Raw genomic sequence first — 26,265 nt, 5'->3', positions numbered from 1 at the left:
TCTACATCCTTGACTACCGTGCATTTGCTGGCGTGCATAAACTTTTACGCACAATTTTATCGGCACATTTGTTCACGTAATTTCAAAAACAGGGTGCAATATTTCAGTGTTGTTTTTACAAACCCATCCATACGCTAAAACCGTTACCCAGCCTGTGTTTTACAGCTCCACTACACCCGACAGCTTTTGTGCACCGCGCATATACGTTACCGTTACTTTTTCGCCTTTGTTGAAACGGCCCAGTGCTTCCATATATTTTTCCATGGAAGATATATCCAGATCACCCATTTGTACGATCACATCGCCGGCCTTGATGCCCGCTTTTTGCGCCGGCCGGTTTTCCGTTGTGCCCTCTACACGTACACCCTTTCCACTGAATGTATAATCGGGCATAATGCCCAGTGTTACCCTGAATGATGATGCAGTATTCATCTGCACTTCGCGGGTAGGTGTAAAGGCTATTTTGCCACCGGTTTTTTCCAGTTGCTGCACCACGCTGTAAATGTGTTTTACAATATGCAGTGTGCCTTCGTAATTTATTTTATCGGCATCATCGGTGGGCTTGTGGTAATCGGCGTGGGTACCGGTGAAATAAAAAAGCACCGGTATGTTTTTGCGGTAAAACGAAGTATGATCGCTGGGGCCCGCGCCGCTGCTATCAAACCTGAATTGCATATTGGCTTTATACACGCCACGTTTGCCCGATGTGTTCAACACCTGGCTCCACGCCGGCGATGTGCCGTAGCCGCCAATGGTGAGGGTAGGGCTGGCAGCATTCAACCGGCCCACCATATCCATATTGAACATAGCGCTTGCCGTGGCCAAATCAATCGTTGGGTTTTCGGTAAAATATTTTGAGCCAAACAATCCCAACTCTTCGCCGGAAAAAGCAAGGAACAGGTAATTGAATTGCCGCGGACCCGAAGCTTTCAGCATGCGGGCCAATTCGAGCAAGGCCGCAGTGCCGCTGGCATTATCATCAGCGCCGTTGTGCACCAGGCGTGTGCCGCTGGCATTGAGCGAACCGCCATCCTCACCATAACCCAGGTGATCGAAATGGGCGCCAAAAATGAGCGTAGCTGCAGCGTTGTTATTGATATAACCCGCTACGTTGGTGCCCGTCCTGTTTTTAGGGCCAATGTCGGTACGCAGGTCAATATCCAGCGTGGCAGATGGATCGTTGAAATATTTTTTAATGGCGTCTTTTGTCAGATACACCACCGGGATTTTTGCGGCATCGCTGCGGTCTGCAGCTTTAAACTTTATATCTGCGGCGGCCGGTGTGGTATTGTACACAAACAATGCGGTGCCACCTTTTGCAGCCACCTCCTGCGCTTTTTTCAAAATGGCGGCATCAAGGTCGAAGTGCGGGTTTGTTTTGGCCGCTTCAAGCGTTTCCTTTAGGTCCACAAACCAGGGCATGCCTTCTTCGTGAAGCGCCATGGAAGGCAAAGCCTCCAATGATGCATTGGCGCTGTATGGTAGGGGAAAAAAATCGCGGTGCAGCTCCAGCAGTTTACCCGCAACCGTCAGGTGTGTGGGCGTATTGACCTGCCGGCCTTCGTACACTTCGAAGGGCTGCAAAAACTGCTGCGTGCCTTTTGGCTGCAAGCCGATGGCGCCAAATTGCTCCGATAGGTAGCGGGCAGCAATAGCCTCGCCGGGTGTGCCCGTGCGGCGGCCTTCCAGCGAATCGTGGGCCAGGAAGCCAATGTGTTTTTTTAAATGCTCCAGCACAGCCCGGTCTTCTTTTTTAAGTTTCTGGGCAACAGTTGGCAACGCACAAAACAGGAGAATAATAATGTACAGGTTCCGCATTGATACAGGCTTCAAAAGTGCTTACAAAGGTAGGTACCGGGTATGATGTGCAAGGATGATATGATTAGAAAAATACCTTTCATCAATCGCCAGGCACAAGCAAGGAACGAATACCGCCGCTGTAAATTTTGCAAAACACCATTTTTTATCTGCCCGCCCGAAAGTTTTGTAAAACTTCCGCCTTTCGTAAAGGCCGGGCGGCCGGTATGGTTAACTTTGCGGCCCATACGTGATACCTCAACATTTACATATAGCACTGGTAGGCAACCCCAACAGCGGTAAGAGCTCGCTGTTCAACAGCCTTACCGGTATGAACCAAAAAGTGGGCAACTTTCCGGGTGTAACCGTAGACAAGAAAACCGGCTTTACCGACCTTGGCAACGGCAATGAAGTAAAGGTCATTGATCTGCCCGGCACTTATAGCCTGTACCCCAAGCGCCTCGACGAGTGGGTAAGCTACCGGGTTCTGCTCAACCAGGATAAAGACATTCATGCCGATGCCTACGTGGTGGTGATTGACGCCGCCAACCTAAAGCGCAACCTCCTGTTTTGCACCCAGATCCTAGACCTGAAAAAACCGGTGGTGATTGCCCTGACGATGGCCGACCTGGCCAAAAAGAAAGGCATCCGCATTGACATTGCGGAACTGGAGCGGGAACTGGGTGTGGCCGTTGTGGCGGTAAACCCACGCAAAGGCAAGGGTATTGCGCAGCTAAAAAAAGCAATTGAGCAAACACTGGGCGGGCAGTATAAAGTGCCGGTTCGTGACTTTATTGAAAACAAGGCACTGGCCAGCGCTGCCATCACCGACCTGCAGCATATGCTCCCCGGAGTTTCCGACTACAGCGCCCTGCACCTGCTCATCAACCACGAAGGTTTTGAACTGGATGCTGCCACGCAGCAAAAAATTGAAGGCATCGAACAAACGCATGGGTTCAATCCAACCAAAACCCAGGCAGCCGAAATTTTGCAGCGCTATGGCCGCATCAAGCACATCATGCAGGTAGCCGTGGCCGAACCCGATCCGCTGGAGCAAACCCTTTTTACCGATAAACTGGATAATGTGCTGCTGCACCCGCGGTGGGGCTACCTGATTTTATTGGGTGTGCTGTTCCTCTTGTTTCAAAGCGTGTTTCTGCTGGCTCAGTACCCCATGGACTGGATCGACACCGGATTTTCGGCGGCTTCGGGCTGGCTGGCGCAGGTGCTTCCGGAGGCATGGTGGAGCGACCTTTTAATAAATGGGTTGATGGCGGGCATTGGCGGCATCCTCATTTTTGTGCCACAGATCATGATCCTTTTTGGACTGATTTCGCTGCTGGAGGATACCGGCTATATGGCCCGTGTTTCTTTCCTTACCGACCGGCTCATGCGCAGCGTGGGCCTCAATGGTAAAAGCGTGATGCCCCTGATCTCGGGTTTTGCCTGTGCTGTGCCGGCCATTATGAGTGCCCGCAGCATTGAAAACCGCAAGGAGCGCCTGCTTACCATATTGATTACGCCGCTGATGAGCTGCGCTGCACGGCTGCCGGTGTATGCCATTCTTATTAGCCTGGTTATCCCGAACACGTACTATTGGGGATGGATCAGCTTGCAAGGCTTGGTGATGATGGGGCTGTACCTGCTTGGACTGGTGGTGGCCCTGTTGGTTTCGTATGTGGCCAAATGGTTCATACACATCAAAGAGAAAAGCTTTTTCATCCTGGAGTTGCCCATTTATCGGGCACCCCGATGGAACAATATCCTGCACACCATGTTCAGCAAGGCCCGCATTTTTGTAACCGATGCCGGCAAAATCATCATCATCATTAGCCTGGTGTTGTGGGGGCTAAGCTCATTTGGGCCTGCGGGTAAAATGGAAGCCGTGGAGGCGCAATTTGCGCAAGCTACAGCAGCAGGTACCCGTCCGATCGAAGAGCTGGAAACAGAATACAATACGGCTAAACTTGAAAACTCATACGCAGGGTTGCTGGGCAAAGCGCTGGAGCCGGCCATTGCGCCATTGGGCTACGACTGGAAAATCGGCATATCGCTAATTACGTCGTTTGCTGCCCGCGAGGTGTTTGTAGGCACCATGGCTACCCTGTATAGTGTAGGCGAAGAAGATGGCGAAGGGCAATTGCTGCGCGATAAAATGAAAGCCGCCACCCGTGCCGATGGCACGCCGGTGTTTACGCTGGCCACTGGCTTGTCGCTGATGCTATTTTATGTATTTGCGATGCAGTGCATGAGTACATTGGCCATTACCAAAAGGGAAACCCGCAGCTGGAAATGGCCCACCATTCAACTGGTGTATATGACTGCACTGGCCTATGCGTTTAGCTGGGCCGCATTCCAAATTTTTTCATAACTGCCTGATTTTGAGACACTAATACACAAAGGGAAATCAGAAACACCAAAGAATTTCCTTAGTGCATCTTATGTCTTCGTGTCTTTGTGGTTTAAATTTTTATTGAAACTTGTCCGCGCCGTCGGCAGGCGTCCAATTCTTTCCTTCAAAATGCTGCCATAGGTAAGCCGACAATTTCCGGGTCAGGGTCCAGGCTTCGTTGTCCGGCGTCCAGCTTTGGTCGCGGTTGTTTTTGGTGGCGATACAAAACAGGTAGGCAGACTTTTTTCCACGCACCAGCACTACTTCGCTCCGCGACTCATTTACCGCACCATTTTTACTAAAAACAGCAGCATATGGAGCTATTTCGCTGAGCGCTTCGGCATCCCAATAGTTGCGGTTCAGCAGGCGCAGCAGTCGGTCGGAAGCAGCGGGCGATATCACCCGGCGCCGGTAGATTTCCTCCATCAAGCCCGCAATGGCGCGGGGCGTCATTTGGCCCCAGCCGTATACTTCCCGGTCTGCTTCGCGGCTTGGAGTCCTGGAGTTGACACCTAGCTGCGGGAAACCAAGCGTATCCATGAGGACATTAACGGTGGTGCCGCCACCTGCCAGCGATTGCAGCCACAGGCTGGCGGTATTGTCGCTGGTAGTAAGCATCAACATCAACACTTTGCTGAGGTCGATTTGCTCCCCGTTTTTAAACGAGCCTAGAATATCAACTCCGGGATACAGCAACGAGTCTTTGTAAACCAACGGCTGATGATATGTCAATTCACCGCGTTCCAGCTTTTGCATGATGCCCACGGCGATGGGAATTTTTACAATGCTGGCGGTTGGGAAAATGGTATCGGCATTATAGGCCGCCATTCTGCCCGAACGCAGGTCTTTTACATAAATACCCACCTGGCCGCCGAAGCCAACTGCCATTTGCTCAATGGCCTGCTGCAGTTTTTTATGCTGCTTCTGCGCCTGTAGGGCAGGAGTAATACAGAGCAAGAGGATGGGCAACCACCATTTGTTCAGGAGCAGCATTTTGCAGCAGGATCGTGCTGGAAAGATTGCTTTGCTCTTTTGATTCAAAATCATTTAGCCACTTTAGGATAATCGAGCACCAGTTGGCAAAATGCCCGGATGCCGGTTTTCATGCCTTCTTCATCTACAAAAAACTTAGGGGTGTGGTGCGGCGCAGATTGTTGCTCGGTAGTATTGAGCGGGCGGCCACCCACATATAAAAACAGCGACGGTACTTTTTCAGCAAAAAACGAATAGTCCTCCGCACCGGTTGCGGCATCCATCTCAACCAAATTGCCGCCGGTGGCCTTTTGCAGCGAAGGCATCATTTTCTGGAGCAGCGGCGGATCGTTGTACACAATGGCGGTTTTGGGCTCAAACGAAACCGTGGCCGTAGCACCCGACGCTTCTGCAATGTTCGTTGCCATGGTTTGAATGCGTCGCTTGACGTCGGTACGCATGGCCGTATCCAATGTGCGGATGGTACCGGCCAACTGGGCCTGCTCAGGAATGATGTTTTCCCGCACACCGCCCTTAAAAATAGTGGTGGAAATAACCACGGCATTCTTGGTGAGCTCCATTTGCCGGCTCACAATGGTTTGCAAGCCATTGATTACCTGGGCACCTACCACCACAGGATCTACGCCCAGCCATGGTTGTGCGCCATGTACCTGCTTGCCTTTAATGGTAATGGTAAACCAATCAGCTGCGGCCATCATGCCCCTAGCGCGGTAGCGAATTTGTCCCACCGGCGTTTGCGCATTGATGTGCAGGCCAAACATCACATCCACTTTTGGGTTGTCCATTACGCCTTCTTTGATCATCAGCAGGGCACCGCCTTCCTCACCAGCGGGTGGACCTTCCTCGGCCGGCTGAAAAATGAATTTCACCGTTCCGGCCACTTCCGCTTTGCGTTTGCTTAAAATCTCCGCGGCACTCATCAGCATCGCCACATGGGTATCATGGCCACAGGCGTGCATTACGCCTACCTGCTGTCCATTGTATGTAGCGGTGGCTTTAGAGGCAAAAGGCAGGTCGGTTTCTTCAGTTACGGGCAGGGCATCCATATCGGCACGGAGCCCAATGACCGGACCGGGTTTCCCGCCTTTTAATATACCTACCACGCCGGTGTGGGCCACGCCTTCCTGCACTTGCAATCCCAACGACTTCAGGTGAGCGGCAATTAGTTTAGCGGTATTGGTTTCCCGGTTGGATAGCTCCGGGTTTTGGTGCAGTTGCCTACGCCAGCTAACAGTCTTGGCGAAAAGCGCATCTACATCGGTAGTAAGCCATGCAGGGGAGTTGTTGCTTTGGGCTGTAGCAGCAACGGAACTCAGCAGAAAAAGATAGATGGATAAGAACAAACGCATCATTTAGTTGAACATTTAGGTCAATTTAAAGATAGCTGCTAATTATCAAGGGCTTAGTTTTCTCTTTTTTCTATTTTAGCCCATGCCCTTGTTGCGACATGTTCGTTTTCTAAAAAGTGTTTTACTGTACAGCTTAACTGCATTTGGCGGCCCCCAGGCACATATCGCCATGATGCTGAAAACATTTGTACACCGCACCCCTTATGTAACCGAGGAAGAGTTGCTGGAGTACAACGCGTTTTGCAGCTTGCTGCCCGGCGCATCGTCTACGCAAACCGTAATGCTCATTGGCTACAAGAGGGGAGGATTGCCGCTAGCGGCATTGACAGTGCTGGTGTGGATACTGCCCGCATGCCTGCTGATGGGCGCCTTTTCGTTTTTGCTCCACTATTTCGACAAGACATCGCTACACACAGATATTTTCAAGTTTATCCCGGCCATGGCTGTTGGCTTTCTAGCATATGGAACTGCAGCGGCCTTTGGTGTGTCTATTCGTAATACCATTACTTGGGTTATTATGTTGGTTGCTGCAGCCGCCACTTATGCTTTTTTCCGGTCACCTTGGATATTTCCGCTGCTTATTGTACTGAGCGGCATCGCCACCAACTTGAGCCACAAACGCATTCCACAGCAGAATGTGACCCGCAAAAAGCTGAAATGGGGCAATCTCTGGGTGTTTGTCGCCATTTTCGTCATTACTGGGACCATTAGTGAAACAGCCCGTGTGAATAACTGGCATAATCGAAAGGTTATCAACCTATTTGAGAATGTGTATAGGATGGGCGGATTTGTTTTTGGTGGCGGTCATGTGCTGATGCCGCTGATGTACGAGCAGTTTTCCGTGCGGCCAGAAGCGGTACAGGAACGAAACCCGGAGGCCATCCGCATCCGTAAGGAGGATATGACTACCGGAATGGGTATTGTGCGGGCTATTCCTGGTCCCGTGTTCTCTATTGCCTCGTTTGCAGGTGGCATGGCGTTGAAAGATCTGGGAAAAGAAATGCAGGTGCTGGGTTGTGTGATCGGCTCTGTTGCCATTTTCCTACCCAGCACATTGTTGGTTCTATTCTTTTTCCCGGTCTGGAATAACCTAAAGAAATACGCAGCCGTATACCGGTCGCTGGAAGGGATTAATGCGGCCGTGGTAGGAGTGATGATTGCGGCCACCTTTTACATTTTGAAAGATATTACCCTGATGGAGTTTACTCCTACAAGTATGGTAAATATTGGCATCCTGTCAGCTACATTCCTGCTTTTAAAATTTACCCGCCTGCCGTCGCCTGTAATTGTGGTTGCCAGCCTGCTGTTGGGCTACTTTCTTTGAACTTTGTAAAAGCGGTTCTCGGCCAACTCCGCCTCAATTGGCGCAGGTACCAGGTACTTTATGGATTTCTTCTCTGAAATAAGTTGGCGGATATGGGTGGCGGATATCTCCAGCAAAGGCGCCTTAAGGATTGTCACATCTGCGCCTAATTTGTCCCGAACTGGAAAGTCAGGACGCAAGTAAACAAGGAGCGGATAACGTTCTGTAATGGCTGTATAGTTATGCCATTTGTGTAGGTTTTGAAAAGAGTCGCTCCCCATCAGGATGGAAAACTGCCGCGTCGGGTACTTCTCCGCAAGATAGGCCAGCGTTACAGCGGTATAAGACGGTTTCGGCAGGGCAAACTCCACATCTGATGCTTTTAGTCGTGGGTCTCCATCTATTGCTTTTTGCACCAAGTGCAGGCGATCATATTCGTTCAGGAGGGTAGCAGACGGCTTGAATGGATTTTGTGGAGAAATAACAAACCAAACTTCATCGAGGTCAGTTTCATTGAGCACATGATTGGCAATGATGAGATGCCCAATATGAATAGGGTTAAACGACCCGAAATACAGCCCTGTCTTCATCTATTGCTGCTACAAGGTTTCAAGAATGATTTGATCAGCTTCGTTCAGGCGCAGGCTCAACGAGTAACCGGCCACACGAATCGAAATGGGATCGCCAAGAGGCGCTACCTGTTCCACCACCACCCATTCACCCGGGATACAGCCCATTTCCATCAATTTCAGCTCCAGATCTGAACTCGCAAAACCCTTGATCTTTGCCCGCTGCCCTTGTTTTAGCTTCGATAGTTTCATTTCCATAATCAAAGCGCAAAGCTACTGCATTCAATTGCGGTTCATTACCGAATTTTGGAAATGCAAGCTTCCTTTCCCATTCAGTTTCACTTTGCGGACGTACAATTTTCATTTCCGAAACGGACGGCGACTAAAGAAATGGTGCTCACTCTTTTTAGACAGGAGGAAAGCAAGATTGAGCACATCAATTACATCTTCTGTACCGATGAATACTTACTCGGCCTCAATCAACAGTATCTATCCCACGATACACTTACGGACATCATCACTTTTCACTACCACCGACAAGGACAACCCGTTCATTCCGATGTTTACATCTCTTGGGACCGCGTAAAGGAGAATGCGCAGAATTTCAAAACCACATACCGGCGTGAACTGCATCGTGTTATTTTCCACGGTGCATTGCATCTTTGTGGCTATAAAGACAAAACAGCAAAGGACCAGAAGCTGATGCGCCAAATGGAAGACAAATACCTGAGCCTGTTCCTATGATGTTTCACGTAGCACTGTTTCAAACCGAAACACCAATATTACATTTGTAACGGAATGTTCCACATAACACAGTTTCAACTTGAAACCTGAACATGGCAAGAAAACGTTGGACACCCGCGAAAGATGTAAATGACCAAATTCAAAACACCCGCCAAAAGAAGAAATGGCAGATCGCACTGCGCCGTTACCTCTTAGAAGGCCAGAAGTCAACGCAATACGCCCCATATTTCGGCCTCGACGCGTCACTTTTCCGCGAGTGGATAGAGGTTCAGTTTGACGAGCACATGAATTGGGGGAATTTCTCGGCCGTTTGGCAACTCGACCACGTTATTCCAACCCACTACTTCAAGCTGGAAGATGAACAAGAACTCAAGCTTTGCTGGAACTTCATCAACATCCGGCCGGGCACTGTCCAAGATGAGGAAGGCTCTTTAAAAGTAGATGCACTCACGGCCAAGGCCTATTTCACCAATCTATTCGAGCTCACAGGGCTGGCGCAATGCGGAGAAATGCTGGAAAAGATAAAAGTATTGGAAGCCGCACAACAAGCCGCCGCATCCAAAACGGCGCAATTCCTCAGCAGCCACAAAGAGCAACTTGAAACGATGCGCCAATGGAATACAGCCGACTTCGAGCGGCTCAACACCGGCACATCCTTTCAAGACTTGGCTTTTGAAAAGACCTTTTTTAAAAAGTTTGCGTAAGCAATAACAGCAGTTGCGCTGCTTTGCAGGTACTTTTGCACCTATGTTTCCGCAGTACGATGTTATTGTAGTTGGTGCCGGCCACGCCGGTTGTGAAGCCGCAGCCGCGGCCGCTAATCTGGGTTCCAAAACATTGCTCATTACCATGAACCTGCAGACCATTGCACAAATGAGCTGCAACCCTGCCATGGGCGGTATTGCCAAAGGCCAGATTGTGCGGGAGGTGGATGCATTAGGCGGCTATTCGGGCATTGTTTCTGACGAATCGATGATCCAGTTTCGGATGCTGAACCGGTCTAAAGGCCCAGCAATGTGGAGCCCACGGACCCAAAATGACCGCATGTTGTTTGCCCAAAAATGGCGCGAACACCTGGAGGAAACAGCGAACCTCGAGTTTTACCAGGATATGGTGAAAGGCCTGCTGGTGGAAGGGAATAAGGTAACCGGCGTAATTACTGGTTTGGGTCACGAGATCAAAGCCAAAACCGTGGTGCTCACCAATGGTACGTTTCTCAACGGCGTTATTCATATTGGTGAAAAACGCTTTGGCGGAGGCCGCGTAGCCGAGCGGGCAGCCGAAGGAATTACAGAACAACTGGTATCCTTGGGTTTTGAAAGCGACCGCCTGAAAACCGGAACGCCGCCGCGGGTAGACGGACGCTCATTGGATTACACCAAAATGGAAGAGCAAACAGGCGACGAAGAAGTCACCGGCTTTTCTTACCTCAATACACCCAAGCCTAAACAACAGCGCAGTTGCTGGATCACGTACACCAACAACCAGGTGCACGACATGCTAAAAACCGGCTTCGACCGGAGCCCCATGTATGCGGGCCGCATTGAGGGCACAGGCCCAAGGTATTGCCCCAGCATAGAGGATAAGATCAACCGCTTTGCTGAGCGGGAACGCCACCAGATTTTTGTTGAGCCAGAAGGCTGGAACACAGTGGAGATCTATGTAAATGGCTTTTCAACCTCCCTACCCGAAGAAGTGCAACATGCCGCGTTAAGGATGGTACCTGGCTTTGAAAACGTTCGATTTTTCAGGCCAGGCTATGCTATTGAATACGATTTCTTTCCGCCAACGCAGCTTCGGTATTCGTTGGAAACAAAAGGATTGGATAACCTGTTTTTTGCCGGCCAAATCAATGGCACTACCGGATACGAAGAAGCTGCTTGCCAGGGCTTGATGGCGGGCATTAATGCACACCTGAAATGGAGGGGAGAAGCGCCGTTTATCCTGCGCCGCAGCGATGCGTACATCGGCGTGTTGATTGATGACCTGATCAGCAAAGGAACACAGGAGCCTTACCGCATGTTTACCTCCAGGGCTGAGTTCCGCACCCTGCTGCGCCAGGATAATGCCGACCTGCGCCTGACCGAAATGAGTTACCGCATGGGACTGGCATCGCAGGAGCGCATGGACCGGGTTATTGAGAAAAATGCAGCGGTTGCGGCCATCAAGGAAAAAATTGGGGCTACCCAGTTGGACCCTTCAGAAGCCAATCCATTCCTGGAATCATTGGGCAGCGCACCCATCCAGGAAAAACAGCGATTGGAAAAAATATTGCTGCGCCCCAATATTGGCCTCGAAGCAATCGAAAGTTCGCAGCCAAAAGTGGCTGCCGACTTGGCCATTTTCGACAAGGAATCGAAAGAGCAGGCCGAAATCCAGATCAAGTACCAGGTGTACATTGACAAAGAACGGGAACTGGTTGCCCGCATGAAGCAAATGGAAGACCTGCTGATACCGGAAGGCTTTAATTACCGCAAAATACAGGCGCTCAGCATTGAAGCCCGGGAAAAACTGGACCGGATGAGGCCGCAAACATTGGGGCAAGCGAGCCGCATTTCGGGTATCAACCCAAGTGATGTGCAGATACTGATGGTATACATGGGGCGGTGATGATGGCTGACCGGTAAACGTTTTTCCACTAATTGCCGTTTAAAAATTTGTCGCGACTCAATCGCAACAATATATCGCGGGTGCCAGCGTTCGTTGGCACCCTTTTTATGCCCATAACCTAACGGCCATTGTCGGCGATACCCGCCAGCAACGGCGCTGAATGCATGCATCAATAGCTAACCAAACCCTTGTGCACATGAAAAAATTTTACCTGCTGGTGGCCCTGTTAGCTGGGCTTCAAACTATATCTGCCCAAACCATATCGCTCAACGAACTGCTGAACATGGCCGGCATCGGTGCCAGCAAATTCCAGCAATACGCTTCGCGTAAAGGATTTCAGACGGAAGAACGGCAGCAGGATTTTGTTCGCATGCAATACACCCGCGACACGGCCAACGCCTTTTTTATTTCGCGGCAATGGAACGGACGCGGCGGTTGGCTGCGCCTGGAAAAAATAACCGCCACAGATTATGACCTGCTGAAGCAGCGCATAAAAGCAGACGGTTTTGTAGCCGGCGAATTGAAAGCAAAAGTGCACACCGAACTTTTTGAAAAAGGTTCGTTGCTGATCACTGCCTCGCCTGAAATAGACCTGGAAGAAGGAAAGCGGTTATACAACATCGTTATACAAAACAAACCACTGCCCAAGGCAAAAGACCTGCAGTTTGCCGAAGACCTGTTGCAATTTGATTCGCACCAGCAATTGGTGCAGGTGTTTGGTGCCGGCAACGTTCGTAAGGATGCATTTATAGCCGACGATGAAAGCCAACAGCCATGCTCGGTAATATTTCCGCAAAGCCCGTACGAAGCTGTGTTTATTTGGAACGATGGCAACAACTTGCGCATACTGGAGCAGGTACGTGTGGGCGGCAACCCGCACACCAGATCATCGCTGCAATACAGCAACTCAGTATCGCAAAATCGTTGGATATCGAAGCAGGGCGTGTATCCAACCATGACGCTCGACCAACTGGTGGCCCACAACGAATCACCGGTGAACTTTTATGGTTGGGGCGCTGAAAATTCAGGCATGTTGTGCAGCACTTCAACTGCGGGTAAACTCGACTTGTCGCAACTTAGTTTTGTATTCAGTTGCTTCAATTGCAATGATGAAAAATACTATGGTGATGCCCGCCACAACGCGAATGATGTGATCCGCGAATCGAGGCGGGTGCACATTGCTACAATGATTTTGAAGCCGGAAACATTAGAGGAACTAACGGCTGGCCACAACCGAAAATAATTGAGAGAAAACACTTATGCACAAATAAAGTGTTCCGGTATTGCTGCAAGAAAGAAAACGGACCAGCGTTGCAGCATTGAAAATGGCGCTACATTCAATTATCCAATACAGTTATAGAAAAACCAAACCGATTATCCTAAGAAAGCCGTCCAGATCCAATCCTTTGTTGAAAGACCCCAGGCGTCCAATCCATGAAATGAACCATTACCTAAACGCCTGAAGAAATTGCTCCCTTGCTGTAAAGCAGGGGAGTTTTTTTATGTGGTTATCCAGATGGATGTAACTATTAAAACAGCATGTCTTTGCAATAGATGTCTGGCGTTGAAAACTTGTCATGCCGAACTTGTTTCGGCATCGCCTGCATTATTCGCAAGTGCTATAAGTGCTGAATACGCCCCGACTTTTTTTCAATAAGAAGTAAATAATAGTTGGAGATGCCGAAACAAGTTCGGCGTGAAAAACCCTAATAAGTACTTTGCTTAAATGAATTGCAGGATCAAAAAAAAGCCCGATACAAAAGTACCAGGCTTCATTCTGTGGTGTGGGCCGGGATCGAACCGGCGACACAAGGATTTTCAGTCCTTTGCTCTACCGACTGAGCTACCGCACCATCCTTGCTCCGCGTTTTACCGCTGAACGGGCAGCAAAAATAAGGAACTCGGTGATATAAAGCGCAAAAATGGAAAAGAGTTTTTCAATATTATTTGCTTTCCCTTTGTGCGCCAATTGCTTATACAAAAACAGCCGGTTTGGAAAAACCTAGTTGCCGTATACGCTTAAAAACTTGATCCGCATGATCTTTAACTGTTCCCAGTTGTAGTTGCTGTCGGCCAGCTCTTCCTGCGCCAATTGCAGCGACGATACCTCGCAGCTTTTAAAATACTCCATGATCTCTTCCTGCTCGTACTCATCCAGCATATCGTTGATGGCGTAATCCAGGTTCAGCTTGGTGCCGCTGGCCGCAATGGTTTCCATTTCTTCCAGCAGTGCATCCATGCGCAGGTCTTTTGCCTTGGCAATATCCGGCAGCGGAATTTTCTTGTCCACCTGCATGATGATGTGCACCTTGTTGCCGCTTTTGTTCACCACGCTTTTCATCACAAAATCATCCGGCTTGGTGATGTTGTTTTCTTCCACATAGCTGGCCACCATTTCAATAAACGGCTTGCCGTATCGGGCAGCTTTTCCTTTGCTTACGCCACTGCATTTTTCCAACTCCGGAATGGTGGTGGGAAACAGCGTGGCCATATCCTGCAACGAGGTTTCGAGGAAAATAACGAACGGCGGCAAACCCTTACGCTTGGCTTCTTTCTGACGCAGTTCTTTCAGCATCTCAAAAAGCTTTTCATCGGTAACGGCAGCACCCGCAGCATCGGCCGCTGCTGCAGCTTCATCGTCGTCGGCATTGGCTTCTTCAAACAGGTTGCTGAGCACAATAGAAAACGACTTGGGCTTTTTCAAAAACTGGTGGCCTTTGTCGGTGATCTTCAGCACGCCGTATTCTTCAATGTCTTTGTGCAACAAATCTTCGAGCAACATCTGGCGGATGAGTGAATTCCAAAAATGCTGCGGTTGCTCCTTTCCTTTGCCAAAAACATCCAGTCCTTCGTGGCGGAACATTTTGATCTTGGGTGTAAGAATGCCGCTGGTGATCTGCACCACGTAGTCGGTAGCAAAACGCTCATCCAGCGCCATAATGGTTTGCAGCATCAGTACTATGTTTTCCTTGGCTTCAACCCGTTCTTTCGGATGCTTGCAGTTATCGCACAGGCCGCAGTTCTCGGTAGTGTACTCCTCGCCAAAATAGCTCATGAGGACTTTGCGGCGGCACACGCCACTTTCGGCATAAGCCACTGTTTCGTTGATCAATTGGGCGCCCACTTCACGTTCGCTCAGCGGCTTGTCGCGCATCAGGTGCTCCAGCTTCGACACATCTTTGTGCGAATAATAAAGGATACATTTTCCTTCCAGTCCATCACGGCCGGCGCGGCCTGTTTCCTGGTAATAATTTTCAATCGACTTTGGAATATTGAAGTGGATCACAAAGCGGATATCGGGCTTGTCGATGCCCATGCCAAAAGCAATGGTAGCCACAATAACCTGCACGTCTTCGTTCAGGAACTGGTCTTGCCGCTCGGCACGCAGCTTGGCATCGAGGCCGGCATGGTAAGCCACCGCTTTTACACCATTGGCCATCAGCATATCGGCCAGTTCTTCGGTGGTTTTACGGTTGAGGGTATAAATGATGCCGCTCTTGCCCTTGTTCTGCACAATAAATTTGGCGATGCTTTTCAGCGTATCGTCTTTTTTAACCTTGGGCAGAATTTCGTAATAAAGATTGGTGCGGTTAAACGAAGAAATAAAGGTGTTGTGGTCGCGCAATCCCAGATTCTTTACAATATCGCTCTGCACCTTGGGCGTGGCGGTAGCTGTTAGCGCAATCACTGGCGACTCAGGCGCAATCACATCCATCATATCGCGCAGGCGGCGATACTCAGGGCGGAAATCGTGGCCCCACTCCGAAATACAGTGGGCCTCATCCACCGCAAAAAACGAGATCTTCAGTGCTTTGAAGAAATCGAGGTTATCCTGCTTGGTGAGTGTTTCCGGGGCAACGTATAACATTTTGGTGCGGCCGGCCTGCAGATCGTCCTGCACCACTTTAATTTCTTTTTTGGTGAGTGTGGAGTTCAGGAAATGCGCCACATCGTCCTTTTCACTGTAACCACGCACCAGGTCTACCTGGTTTTTCATCAGTGCAATCAGCGGGCTGATGATAATGGCCACGCCTTCGCTTACAATGGCGGGCAATTGGTAGCAAAGGCTTTTACCGCCACCGGTGGGCATGATCACAAATGTATCGCGGCCCGAAAGCAGGGAGCGGATGATTTCTTCCTGTTGTCCTTTAAATTTTTTGAAACCGAAATGTTCCTGTAATGCAGCTTCCAGGTCAAGTGTTGGGGAAGCAACTGCAACAGCCGGGGTGTTGGTTTTTCGGGTAGAAACTCTTTTTCGCGTAGTGGCCATTTTGATTCTTGTTTATTGCTTTAAAAAAAGCAACCATATATTGGTGTTGGTGCAAATTGATATTAGCCCGCAGGGTATTGCCACTTACAAAAGCTTGCTACAACTCGCAAAATGTTTTATTTCCGGAGGGTAGAGAATGGCGGCCCGTAGGGCGTTTCGAAAAGTATGCGAATTTAACGAAGTAGGCGGGCAATGCAATTGTTAAAAAGGTTAAAACCGGGTTTTTAACCGGTGAAGGGCCTGCAGTGGAAATGCGCTATTTTTGCGGCCTTGGAAAAGATTAGCTCCATACAGCAAGAAGCACTGCGCACCATTACGATGGAAGCTGAAGCAATTAGTAGGCTGGCGCAGTTTGTAAACGAGGATTTTGAACAGGCCATTGCCACACTGGCTGCCTGCCAAGGCCGCATCGTGATCAGCGGCATTGGTAAAAGCGCCATCATTGCGCAAAAGATCGTGGCTACACTCAACTCCACCGGTACGCCAGCCATTTTTTTACATGCCGCCGATGCCATCCATGGCGACCTGGGCATGGTGCAGCAAAGCGACGCGGTGATCATTATTTCCAAAAGCGGCGAAAGCCCGGAGATAAAAGTGCTGGTACCCCTCATTAAAAATTTTGGCAACAAACTGATGGCAATGGTGGGCAATACCACATCATACCTGGCCCGAAATGCCGATCATGTGTTCAACACAACGGTAGATGCCGAGGCTTGTCCCAACAACCTGGCGCCAACCACCAGCACCACTGCACAACTGGTAATGGGCGATGCCATTGCAGTGTGCCTGATGCAGCAAAAAGGTTTTAAAGTAGATGACTTTGCAAAGCTGCACCCGGGCGGCACTTTGGGCAAAAAACTATACCTGCGGGTAGCCGACCTGTGCCGCGACAACGAAAAGCCGCAGGTGCGGGAAGACGCTACTCTGAAAGAAGTAATTGTGGAAATGACTCGCAAACGCATGGGTGTAACCGCAGTAACCAAAGGGGACGGCGAACTGGTAGGCATCATTACCGATGGCGACCTGCGTCGCATGCTGGAACGTGATGGCCTCGATAAAATCCGAGCCACCGACATCATGACCCGTAACCCAAAGAACATCGGTCCAAGAGAAATGGCCGTAAACGCATTGGGCATTTTACGCCAGTACGAGATCACGCATTTGCCGGTTACAGAAGACGGCCGTTACCTGGGCATGATTCAACTGCACGACCTGGTGAAAGAAGGCTTGATTTAAATAAATAAACAACGCATTTTTATACAAACAACCAAAACCAGCTGCGCCTTTTATTGCATTGCTAAAAAAGACCGGCTTAAAAACAATCCGACGTGGTAAACAACGACACTAAACACACATACGTGGCCATCATGGCCGGGGGCATTGGCAGCCGCTTTTGGCCCATCAGCCGGGTAAATCATCCCAAACAATTCCTTGACATTTTGGGCACAGGCAAAACGCTGATCCAGCAAACACTGGAGCGGTTTACGAAGTTTGTACCCATCGAAAATATTTTTGTGGTAACAGCCCGCGACTATGTGGACATCACCCGCGAACAACTGCCCCACCTGCCCGAAAGCAACATCATTGCGGAGCCGTATCGCAAAAACACGGCACCTTGTATTGCCTACATTTCTTTCCGGCTGCAGCAGTTGGATGCTAATGCAAAATTGATTGTAGCTCCCGCCGATCATCTGATTTTGGATGAAGAAAAATTTATGCAGGTGTGCGCCGGTGCACTGGAGTTTGTGGAAGAGAAAAATGCACTGGTAACACTGGGCATTAAACCCACGTATCCCAACACTGGTTATGGCTATATCCAGCACGAAGATGCTGCTGTGGCCACCGATGTGTACCGCGTAAAAACATTTACCGAAAAGCCCAACCGCGAACTGGCCGAAACCTTTATACAATCGGGCGACTTTTTATGGAACGCCGGCATTTTTGTTTGGAAACTGAGCACCATCCTGGCTGCATTTCAGCGCCACCTGCCCGAGATGTACGAAGTGTTTGCCGCCGATGAAGACAAGTTCAACACCAGCGAAGAAGCAGCCGTACTCGAAAACATTTACCCGCAGTGCACATCTATTTCCATCGACTTCGGCATCATGGAAAAAGCAGATAACGTGTTTGTAATTCCGGCCTCATTTGGCTGGAGCGACCTGGGCACCTGGAACAGCGCATGGGAAAACATGGAAAAAGATTACCTGGGCAATGCCGTTGCCGGCAAAAAAGTAATGGTGGTAGATGCTACGCGTTGCGTGGTGCATACTTCCAACGAAAAGCTGGTGGTGTTGCAGGGCCTCGATGATTTTATTGTGGTGGACACCAAGGACGTGCTGCTTATTTGCCAGAAAGAAAAAGAGCAGGAAATAAAAGAATATACTGCCGAAGTAAAACGCAACATCGGTGACAAGTTTTTGTAAAAAAGCTATCCACAAATGCGCTTGAATGTTAAAAGAAAGGCACCAGCTTCTGGTGCTTTTTCTTTTTTAGTTGTACACTTCCTCTTTGTCATCCTGAGCGCAGCGAAGGATCTGAGTGTTGCACTAAAAACAAAATGCATACGGGCAGGCTACCTACAATTTTCAAGATCAAACTGAATGTAAGCTTAGATCCTTCGCTGCGCTCAGGATGACAAGCACGCCGCTGTTAATCAACCTCCCAAAAACCAAATTTGTTTTCCACATCGCCAACCAGTAATTTGAATTGTGGCAACTGTAAGTGAACTTTGGAATAATTACCAGTCATGAATTTCAACAACATACTTTTCCTCGATATAGAAACCGTGGCGCAGTCGGAGAACTATGAACAACTGTCCGAATCGTGGCGCGAACTGTGGGACCATAAAGCCCGCAGCCTGATCCGCAACCCAGAGCAGGACACACCGGAAAGCATATACGACCGTGCCGGCATATACGCGGAGTTTGGCAAAATCATCTGCATTTCGTGCGGTTGCATACAAGGCCAGGGCGAAGACAAAAAACTAATCATCAAATCTTTTTTTGATGACGATGAACACAAGTTGCTCACCCAATTTGCGGCCATGCTGCAAAAATGGTCGGGCAGTTCCGAAAAGTTTTTGTGTGCCCACAACGGGAAAGAATTTGATTACCCTTACTTGTGCCGCCGCATGATCATCAACGGCATTGAAATACCAGAAGCCCTCAAAATTGCAGGCCGCAAACCCTGGGAAGTGCGCCACCTCGATACTTTGGAGATGTGGAAATTTGGCGATTATAAAAGTTATACATCACTGAAATTGCTGGCGCAGGCATTGGGCATTCCATCGCCAAAAGACGACATCGATGGCAGCCAGGTGTACTCGGTTTATTACAAAGAAAAAAACCTGGAGCGCATTGCCACTTATTGCCAGAAAGACGTGGTAACACTCACACAGATACTGCTACGCATGCACTGCCAGCCCCTGATCAAACCCGAAAACGTAACGATCAAGTACGTGCAGCAAATGGACATTATTTCATAAAGGGATGCCATCTCCAAAAGAGGTGGCATTTTTCATTTAAAACAAAAACATGCAGCGCACCAATTACGCATCGGGTTCCAAGTGGGAAGACATTGTAGGCTATAGCCGCGCCGTAAAAGTGGGCAACATTGTAGAAGTTACCGGCACTGTGGCCTCGGGGCCTGATGGTGCCGTGGTGGGGCATGATGATGCGTATGCACAAACAAAATTTATTTACCAGAAAATAGCCGAAGTGTTGCAGCGTGCTGGCGCCGACATGAAGGATGTGGTGCGGGTACGGATGTTTGTAACCGACATCAGCCGCTGGCAGGAATATGGCCGTGCACACAGCGAATTTTTTAAGGAAATAAAACCCTGCAACACCATGGTGGAGGTAAGTGCATTGATCGGACCCGGATACCTGGTAGAAATAGAAGCCACCGCAATCATCGCCGAATAAATTTATTAGCCTAATTTTCATAGCCCGTTTTACAGCGGGCTATTTCTTTATCAGCTATTCACCACATGCACCAATTGCAGATTACCGACAAACTGCCCAATGTGGGCACCACCATTTTTACCGTCATGAGTGTGCTGGCCGCCGAGCTCAAAGCCATTAACCTGGGCCAGGGCTTTCCGGATTTTGACATGAGCGAAAAGCTTATCTCGCTGGTAAGCCAGGCCATGCGCAACGGCCACAACCAGTATGCACACATGAACGGCTACATGCTGCTGCGTGAAGCCATTGCCGAGAAAATATCTTTTCTATACAACCAGGAAGTAAACCCTGATACCGAGATCACCGTTACTGCTGGCGGCACTTATGGCCTGTTTACCGCCATGGCCACAGTGCTGCATCCCGGCGATGAAGTGATTGTATTTGAACCGGCGTACGACTGCTATATTCCTACTATTGAAATGCTGGGTGCAACAGCAGTGCGGATTCCGCTGGTGTTTCCAACCTATAGTGTGCCCTGGCAACGGGTAAAAGAAAACATCAACCAGCGCACCAGGGCCATCATCATCAACTCGCCGCACAACCCCACGGGTTCTATTCTTTCGGCAAACGATATGCAGCAGTTGCAAAGCCTGGTGCAGGATACCGACATCATTATTATTTCCGACGAAGTGTATGAACACACGGTGATGGACGGCTTACAACACGAAAGCATTCTACGGTATCCGGCCTTGCGGAAGCGCAGTTTTGTTTCTTTTTCGTTTGGTAAAAATTACCACTGCACGGGCTGGAAGATTGGTTACAGCATTGCACCGCCTGCCCTGATGAAAGCATTTAGAAAAGTACACCAGTTCAACTGCTTTAGCTGTGATATGCCCAAACAGGTGGCCCTGGCCGAGTATTTAAAAGACCGAGATGCATACCTGCAACTGGGCTCGTTCATGCAACAGAAACGCGATTTTTTACAAGGTCTGATGCAGCAAACCCGCTTCGAGCCCATGTCGAGCAAGGGCAGTTTTTTTCAATGTTATTCGTACAAAAATATCTCCGACGAAGGCGAAGCACAGTTTGCACAGCGCCTGGTGCGGGAACACGGTGTGGCTGTGATTCCGCTTTCCGCTTTTTACCAGGATGATGTGAACAACAATGTCGTTCGTTTTTGTTTTGTAAAAAAAGACAGCACGTTGGAACAAGCAGTGGAACGATTGGTGGGGTTGTAGAATAACGAACAGACGAACAAGGAATTTCGAACAGAAGAAGTGGGTGGGAGAATATCGAACAAGGAACAAGGAATATTGAACCGCAGAAGGAAACAGCCAATGATCAATATTTGAATGATTATTTATTATTGGATGATTGATTATTGATTTGATGAGGAGAAGGGAATGTAACCGGAAGGCAAAGCGATTGTCGATTTGAATAAAAGCAGGGTCAATAAGCTCTATAAATTTTGGGCGTAGCCGATACCCGTTGGTAGCAAATAACCAGTTTTAAGCATCCTGTTGGGCATAGCCCAACCCTGAGAACCTGGTTACAATTTTGGGGCATCCATTTCAATCCATAGGGTTGTTCTACGATCAACAGCATAAAATTGATTTGCGTTTGTCCTGTGTTACCAAAAGGTTTGGGCTATGCCCAACTATTAATTATTGGGATGCATGCCCAATTCATAACTCACAATTCATAATTCAACCTTCTCACCCGGCCTTCTACATTCATCTGTTCCTTGTTCATCTGTTTGACATTCCACTGCTCTTAATCATTCTAAATCATACAAATCACTGGTTCCTACCTTTGCACAAATCATTGTGCATTGACCACTCCGCTCCTGTCGCAGACCAGTTACCGTGTTTTGTTTCCCCTGCTGGGCATTGTATATATCATTGGCTTGTTTGTGCCGCTTATGGACAACGACTCGGCGCACCACGCCGTTATTGCGCTGCACATGCACCTCACCGGCGATTATGTAAGCCTCATTGACGCCGGCGTGCCCTACCTCGATAAGCCGCACCTGCACTTTTGGCTGGCAGCCCTGAGCTATAAAATATTTGGCGTCACAACGTTTGCTTACAAGTTGCCTTCGTTTTTATTCACCATCATGGGCACCTATGCCACTTACCGGTTAGGCAAAGCTTTGTATAACAACGAAGCGGGCAAACTCGCTGCATTGATTGTAGCATCAGCGCTGGCCTATATGCTGGCCAATATGGATGTGCGCATGGATGCAATCCTTACTGCATGTGTGGCGCTATCATCGTGGCAATTGGTGGAGTGGATCAAACACAAAAAAGCGAAGTTTGCCATAGGTGCCGCACTGGGACTGGCTTTGGGCTTTTGCACCAAAGGCCATATTGCTGTAGTAACACCTGCAGCAGGCGCATTTTTTTACATCCTCAACACCAAAAATTGGCGCAGCTTTTATCATCCGCAACTGTTGCTGATCCTTGCTGCATTTGCCTTATTTATTTCGCCTGTTGTATATGCTTATTACCTGCAATACGACATGCACCCGGAAACTGTTGTACGGGGCCGCAACAACATTTCGGGTGTAAAATTTATCCTGTGGCAGCAAAACACCGAACGCTTCCAGGGCGACTCTTTCGGCTCCGATGCAAAGAATGATTACTTCTTTTTTATCCACTCTTTTCTGTGGGCTTTTGCACCGTGGAGCGTTTGGGCATTTGTGGCCATGGCGCACCGCTTCCGCTCTATTACCGCCCGCCGATGGGAGTGGTTTACACTGGGCACCATTGTTCCCATTTCATTGATCCTAACGTTTTCCGGGTTCAAACTGCCGCATTATCTCAACATCACTTTTCCTGCCGCTGCGGTATTGCTGGCGGGCTTTATACAACAATGGAAGCGGGAAGACCGCAGGCCCAAACCCTACGCCATTTTGCAATCAGTGATCTGCGTGATCTTATTGCTGGCAGTGGGTTTGATCAACATCTGGGCATTCCCGGTGTACAACATTTGGGTAATCGCAGGGTTTTTATTGCTGGTAAGTTTGAGTTACTGGATTTTGAAAAATGAACCCGGCCGCTGGCAGCGCATCATCACCGGTTCGGCGGTTACATCGGTGCTGGTTTGGAGCCTGCTCAATGGCAATTTTTACCCGCAGTTGTTAACCTACCAGGGCGGCAACGAGTTGGCAAAAAAAGCAACCGGTGTTTATCGGGAAAACCTGTTTCAACAACCCGGCATCCGTGCATTTTCTTTTGATTTTTATACACAAACATTGGCCAAACCATTGCCCCAAGGATGGGTGGAAAGCGGCAAACCTGCATGGGTGCTGGCCGACAGTACCGGCATTGCAGCACTGCGCAGCAAATACCGCCTGGGCAACATCATGCGGCACAGAGATTACAGCGTAACACAACTGACCGGCACATTCATCAATCCGGCCACACGCCGCAAAGCCTTGACAGAACTGGCACTTGTAGAAATAGTAGGAACAAAACAGGATTGATGTAGGTTTAAAGTCTAATGTTTAAAGTTGGATTCACCATTACACTAACCTTAAACTTTAAACCTTGAACATTCACAAAAGCAGTAACATGAACAACGCATTGGATATACTGATCATTGGTGGTGGGCCAATTGGCCTGGCTTGCGGCATTGCGGCAAAAAAGGAAGGCCTTAGTTATGTGATTGTGGAAAAAGGTTGCCTTGTAAACTCGCTGTATAATTACCCATTGAACATGACCTTTTTTTCCACTTCCGAACGGTTGGAAATTGGTGGTGTTCCATTTGTTTCTATACAACCAAAACCGACCCGCTCGGAGGCATTGGAATACTACCGCCGCGTAACCATTAACTACGATCTCAACATCCGCTTGTTTGAACCCGTAACCGGTGTGCAAAAGGGCGCAAATGGTTTTATTGTTACAACTGGCAAAACAACATACGAAGCGAAAAATATTATTGTGGCCACCGGCTTTTACGATATCCCCAATTTATTGAACATACCCGGCGAAGACCTGCCTAAAGTGCGCCACTATTACTACGATCCGCATTTTTATGCGTTTCAAAACGTGCTGGTGGTAGGTGCCAACAATTCGAGTGTGGATGTGGCTTTGGAAACATGGCGTAAAGGTGCACAGGTAACAATGGTGGTGCGTGAAAGTGAAATAGGCAGGCGGGTAAAATATTGGGTAAAACCCGACATTGAAAACCGCATTAAAGAGGGCAGCATCAAGGCATATTTTAATTCGAAGCTTGCAGCCATTCGTGCAGATGAAGTGGATATACAAACAGCGGATGGGATAGTAACCATACCGAACGATTATGTAATGGCCATGACGGGTTATCAACCTAATTTCAAGTTGTTGCGATCCTTTGGTGTGCAGCTTTCTGATGACGAAAAATTAGCACCGGCTTACAATGGGGATACGATGGAAACAAATGTTTCGGGTCTTTATCTTGCCGGAGTGGTGTGCGGCGGCATGGATACGCATAGCTGGTTTATAGAAAACTCGAGGGAGCATGCGTCTAAAATTGTAGCTGCAATTCTGGCAAAAGAAACAGCGGACAACTAACCCTATTTTATATATAAAAAAAGCCTGCTTGCACCAAATTACAAGCAGGCTTTTTTGTGTAAACAGCCTTCATCCTTTTATTGCGGCAAGCCGCTATCAAACCGTTTCGTAAGCATGTATATCATGCCATTCGTCGGAACCGGCCAAAGCAATTTTTGTTTCGGAAGGCAGCTGGCCTTCATCTATCATGCTTTTAATTTGTGCCAATGATTTCGGTCCTTTAGGAATGCCATTATCCGATAAATAAAAGAACGAATCAGATGGCTTTGCAGCGATCCTATCGGAAATCAGTTTTGTTGCGTTGACCGCATGTGAAGTAAGGTTTTTTGTAACGCCTGTAATATTACTTCCCGCACTTTTCAACATATGGCGCAGCCGTTCACCGTCATCTGTTCTAAATTCTTTTAATGAGGTTGAATCGTTGCCAGTCATATCAAACTGCAGGTAAGGCGCTTCGGAAAAACCAATAAACTGGGCAACGAAAACGGTGGGTATGCCCGACCGCTTAGAGTTATACTCCTTAACAGTTTGATTATACTTTTCTCGGTTATCCTGAATATTTACTTCGCAGTTAGTAATGTTGTCCATAAGACGGTGGTACTGGTCGCTAGACTTTAAATTCGGAAACCGCTCAGCAACCCCCTGAATGGTCGAAAGCACCGTACCCGACTGCTGATAGGAAGTCATCAGGTTTGCGGTATTGGTGTCTTGTGCAATTTTCAGATGCACAAACTGTTCGCCCTCCTGGTAGTTCTTAACAATATCAATCAGTTGGTTGATCAGCGTTAGTTTTTTGGAAATCGCAACTTGGACGTTAGAGGCTTTTTCCTTTACATTTTGCGAAAGCCTTTGCAGCGAATTGTAAGAAGATGCAACGACTACCAAAATTAAAATAATCAGGACAACGAGAAAGGTTCCCATATTCTACTATTTAAATTATTTTGATACAATACATCGGCTGGTGCATAAACAAGTCCCTTCTTGCTAACGCTGATACAATAGCACTGCTCGTCTAAAACCGTTTTATTAAAATGGCTTATCGCAAAAGCATGAGCACTGTATTCGTATAAAAGGTGTAGAAAAAATTGGCGTCTATGCAGTTCTCCGAGGTGGATTGATAAACATAGGAAAACGGGTTATCCACAAAATAACCAATATTGCAAGAAATACAAATATCTCCACATGTTTGCCGGCAGCAGCATCACGAAAAATCAAGGACCATAGCAACCAACAATCCTTTGTGAATATTGAACAGACAGCAGAGAATGCTGTTTTAAACCAGTTACCTTTGATGTACTATGAAAAAAAATTCTGTTCTTTTTATAGCAACCGTTTTTGCTGCACTGTCCACACAGGCACAAAAGCCCATTAATTGGACCGAAAAACAATTGATGGAACCAGCGGCACTGGCCACCGTTTTAAAAGAAAACAGCAAGCTTCCGCTGATTGTTTCGGTTGGTCCCGGTGCACTGATACCCAACTCTGTGGATATCGGCCCCGGCAGCGATGAAGAAAACATTGCAGCATTTGGCAAACTGCTTTCCGGCAAAAAGAAGGAAGAGAAAATTGTGGTGTATTGCGGATGTTGTCCGTTTGCACAATGCCCCAATGTGCGGCCCGCCATACAAGCTTTGAAAGATGGTGGCTTTACCAACTATTACCTCCTCAACATTCCTAAGAATTTAAAAACGGACTGGATCGATAAAGGATATCCAACCGTGAAATAACAAGAGCCCGCACTTGCGGGTTTTTTATTTGGCGGCTGTTCGTCATTGCGAGG

The 26,265-nt window shown here is 48.5% G+C and carries 21 protein-coding genes and 1 tRNA gene; 14 read left to right on the top strand and 8 right to left on the bottom strand.

The features are described from left to right. Positions 1-159: 159 nt before the first annotated feature. A complete protein-coding gene (locus DRJ53_RS05605) occupies positions 160-1,818 on the bottom strand; it encodes a M20/M25/M40 family metallo-hydrolase (protein ID WP_114234613.1) in 1,659 nt (552 codons plus the stop codon). Positions 1,819-2,047: 229 nt separating this feature from the next. Between DRJ53_RS05605 and feoB the strand changes: the two genes are divergently transcribed. Next, positions 2,048-4,168 (top strand): ferrous iron transport protein B, encoded by a 2,121-nt coding sequence (gene feoB, locus DRJ53_RS05595; protein WP_114234611.1) that lies wholly within the window; start codon positions 2,048-2,050, stop codon positions 4,166-4,168. 99 nt (positions 4,169-4,267) lie between these two features. On the opposite strand, the gene DRJ53_RS05590 is transcribed toward feoB, so the two are convergent. Both DRJ53_RS05590 and DRJ53_RS05585 read right to left on the bottom strand, forming a co-directional pair. Beyond that, the gene (locus DRJ53_RS05590; protein ID WP_241558463.1) at positions 4,268-5,182 is read right to left on the bottom strand and encodes a serine hydrolase; all 915 of its coding nucleotides are present in this window, start codon (positions 5,180-5,182) and stop codon (positions 4,268-4,270) included. Positions 5,183-5,232: 50 nt separating this feature from the next. After that, complete coding sequence (locus DRJ53_RS05585; RefSeq protein WP_206609725.1) at positions 5,233-6,534, bottom strand: amidohydrolase; 1,302 nt, start codon at positions 6,532-6,534, stop codon at positions 5,233-5,235. 79 nt (positions 6,535-6,613) lie between these two features. Here DRJ53_RS05585 and chrA point away from each other — a divergent pair, with 79 nt between their 5' ends. Continuing rightward, positions 6,614-7,855 (top strand): chromate efflux transporter, encoded by a 1,242-nt coding sequence (chrA, locus tag DRJ53_RS05580; RefSeq protein ID WP_114234610.1) that lies wholly within the window; start codon positions 6,614-6,616, stop codon positions 7,853-7,855. Here the strand turns inward: chrA and nadD are convergent. Together nadD and DRJ53_RS05570 are read right to left on the bottom strand one after the other, a co-directional pair. Then, positions 7,843-8,424: a nicotinate (nicotinamide) nucleotide adenylyltransferase gene (gene nadD, locus DRJ53_RS05575; RefSeq protein ID WP_114234609.1), complete on the bottom strand. Its 582-nt coding sequence runs from the start codon at positions 8,422-8,424 to the stop codon at positions 7,843-7,845. The two genes, chrA and nadD, sit on opposite strands and share 13 nt — an antisense overlap. 9 nt (positions 8,425-8,433) lie before the next feature. Further along, the gene (locus tag DRJ53_RS05570; RefSeq protein WP_114234768.1) at positions 8,434-8,655 is read right to left on the bottom strand and encodes a FeoA family protein; all 222 of its coding nucleotides are present in this window, start codon (positions 8,653-8,655) and stop codon (positions 8,434-8,436) included. A 138-nt stretch (positions 8,656-8,793) separates the two neighbouring features. Here DRJ53_RS05570 and ybeY point away from each other — a divergent pair, with 138 nt between their 5' ends. From ybeY to DRJ53_RS05550, 4 genes are all read left to right on the top strand, one after another. Further along, entirely contained in the window at positions 8,794-9,147 is a 354-nt protein-coding gene (gene ybeY, locus DRJ53_RS05565) for an rRNA maturation RNase YbeY (RefSeq protein WP_114234767.1), read from the top strand. Between the two features lie 92 nt (positions 9,148-9,239). Beyond that, positions 9,240-9,851 (top strand): hypothetical protein, encoded by a 612-nt coding sequence (locus DRJ53_RS05560; protein WP_114234608.1) that lies wholly within the window; start codon positions 9,240-9,242, stop codon positions 9,849-9,851. 43 nt (positions 9,852-9,894) lie between these two features. Next, positions 9,895-11,757 carry a tRNA uridine-5-carboxymethylaminomethyl(34) synthesis enzyme MnmG gene (mnmG, locus tag DRJ53_RS05555; RefSeq protein ID WP_114234607.1) on the top strand — a complete coding sequence of 621 codons (1,863 nt, stop codon included), beginning with the start codon at positions 9,895-9,897 and terminating at the stop codon, positions 11,755-11,757. Positions 11,758-11,953: 196 nt separating this feature from the next. Beyond that, positions 11,954-13,000, top strand: a complete 1,047-nt coding sequence (locus DRJ53_RS05550) for a hypothetical protein (protein WP_123893378.1) — start codon at positions 11,954-11,956, stop codon at positions 12,998-13,000. Between the two features lie 537 nt (positions 13,001-13,537). Here the strand turns inward: DRJ53_RS05550 and DRJ53_RS05545 are convergent. After that, positions 13,538-13,610: transfer RNA gene (locus tag DRJ53_RS05545), tRNA-Phe, on the bottom strand. A 149-nt stretch (positions 13,611-13,759) separates the two neighbouring features. Next, complete coding sequence (gene recQ, locus DRJ53_RS05540) at positions 13,760-16,027, bottom strand: DNA helicase RecQ (protein ID WP_114234605.1); 2,268 nt, start codon at positions 16,025-16,027, stop codon at positions 13,760-13,762. A 270-nt stretch (positions 16,028-16,297) separates the two neighbouring features. Between recQ and DRJ53_RS05535 the strand changes: the two genes are divergently transcribed. The 7 genes from DRJ53_RS05535 (at position 16,298) to DRJ53_RS05505 (ending at position 24,485) form a co-directional block, all read left to right on the top strand. Then, the gene (locus DRJ53_RS05535) at positions 16,298-17,263 is read left to right on the top strand and encodes a KpsF/GutQ family sugar-phosphate isomerase (protein WP_241558462.1); all 966 of its coding nucleotides are present in this window, start codon (positions 16,298-16,300) and stop codon (positions 17,261-17,263) included. Positions 17,264-17,355: 92 nt separating this feature from the next. Beyond that, entirely contained in the window at positions 17,356-18,450 is a 1,095-nt protein-coding gene (locus DRJ53_RS05530; RefSeq protein WP_240040712.1) for a mannose-1-phosphate guanylyltransferase, read from the top strand. A gap of 323 nt (positions 18,451-18,773) precedes the next feature. Further along, complete coding sequence (locus DRJ53_RS05525; RefSeq protein WP_114234604.1) at positions 18,774-19,511, top strand: 3'-5' exonuclease; 738 nt, start codon at positions 18,774-18,776, stop codon at positions 19,509-19,511. Positions 19,512-19,560: 49 nt separating this feature from the next. After that, entirely contained in the window at positions 19,561-19,950 is a 390-nt protein-coding gene (locus DRJ53_RS05520) for a RidA family protein (protein WP_114234603.1), read from the top strand. A 65-nt stretch (positions 19,951-20,015) separates the two neighbouring features. Next, positions 20,016-21,167: a methionine aminotransferase gene (locus DRJ53_RS05515; protein WP_114234602.1), complete on the top strand. Its 1,152-nt coding sequence runs from the start codon at positions 20,016-20,018 to the stop codon at positions 21,165-21,167. A gap of 593 nt (positions 21,168-21,760) precedes the next feature. After that, positions 21,761-23,416 carry an ArnT family glycosyltransferase gene (locus tag DRJ53_RS05510; protein WP_114234601.1) on the top strand — a complete coding sequence of 552 codons (1,656 nt, stop codon included), beginning with the start codon at positions 21,761-21,763 and terminating at the stop codon, positions 23,414-23,416. An 88-nt stretch (positions 23,417-23,504) separates the two neighbouring features. After that, the gene (locus tag DRJ53_RS05505) at positions 23,505-24,485 is read left to right on the top strand and encodes a YpdA family putative bacillithiol disulfide reductase (RefSeq protein WP_114234764.1); all 981 of its coding nucleotides are present in this window, start codon (positions 23,505-23,507) and stop codon (positions 24,483-24,485) included. A gap of 96 nt (positions 24,486-24,581) precedes the next feature. Here the strand turns inward: DRJ53_RS05505 and DRJ53_RS05500 are convergent, their stop codons facing one another. Next, on the bottom strand, positions 24,582-25,406 hold the full coding sequence (locus DRJ53_RS05500; protein ID WP_114234600.1) for a LemA family protein: 825 nt from the start codon (positions 25,404-25,406) through the stop codon (positions 24,582-24,584). Positions 25,407-25,783: 377 nt separating this feature from the next. Here DRJ53_RS05500 and DRJ53_RS05495 point away from each other — a divergent pair, with 377 nt between their 5' ends. Beyond that, positions 25,784-26,212: a rhodanese-like domain-containing protein gene (locus tag DRJ53_RS05495; RefSeq protein ID WP_114234599.1), complete on the top strand. Its 429-nt coding sequence runs from the start codon at positions 25,784-25,786 to the stop codon at positions 26,210-26,212. The last annotated feature ends 53 nt before the right edge of the window (positions 26,213-26,265 follow it).

The sequence above is a fragment of the Paracnuella aquatica genome (genome assembly GCF_003332885.2).
Taxonomy (GTDB): Bacteria; Bacteroidota; Bacteroidia; order Chitinophagales; family Chitinophagaceae; genus Flavisolibacter; species Flavisolibacter aquaticus.
The sequence above is the reverse complement of the archived record's forward strand: the minus strand, read 5'-3'. Positions and strand labels throughout refer to the sequence as shown.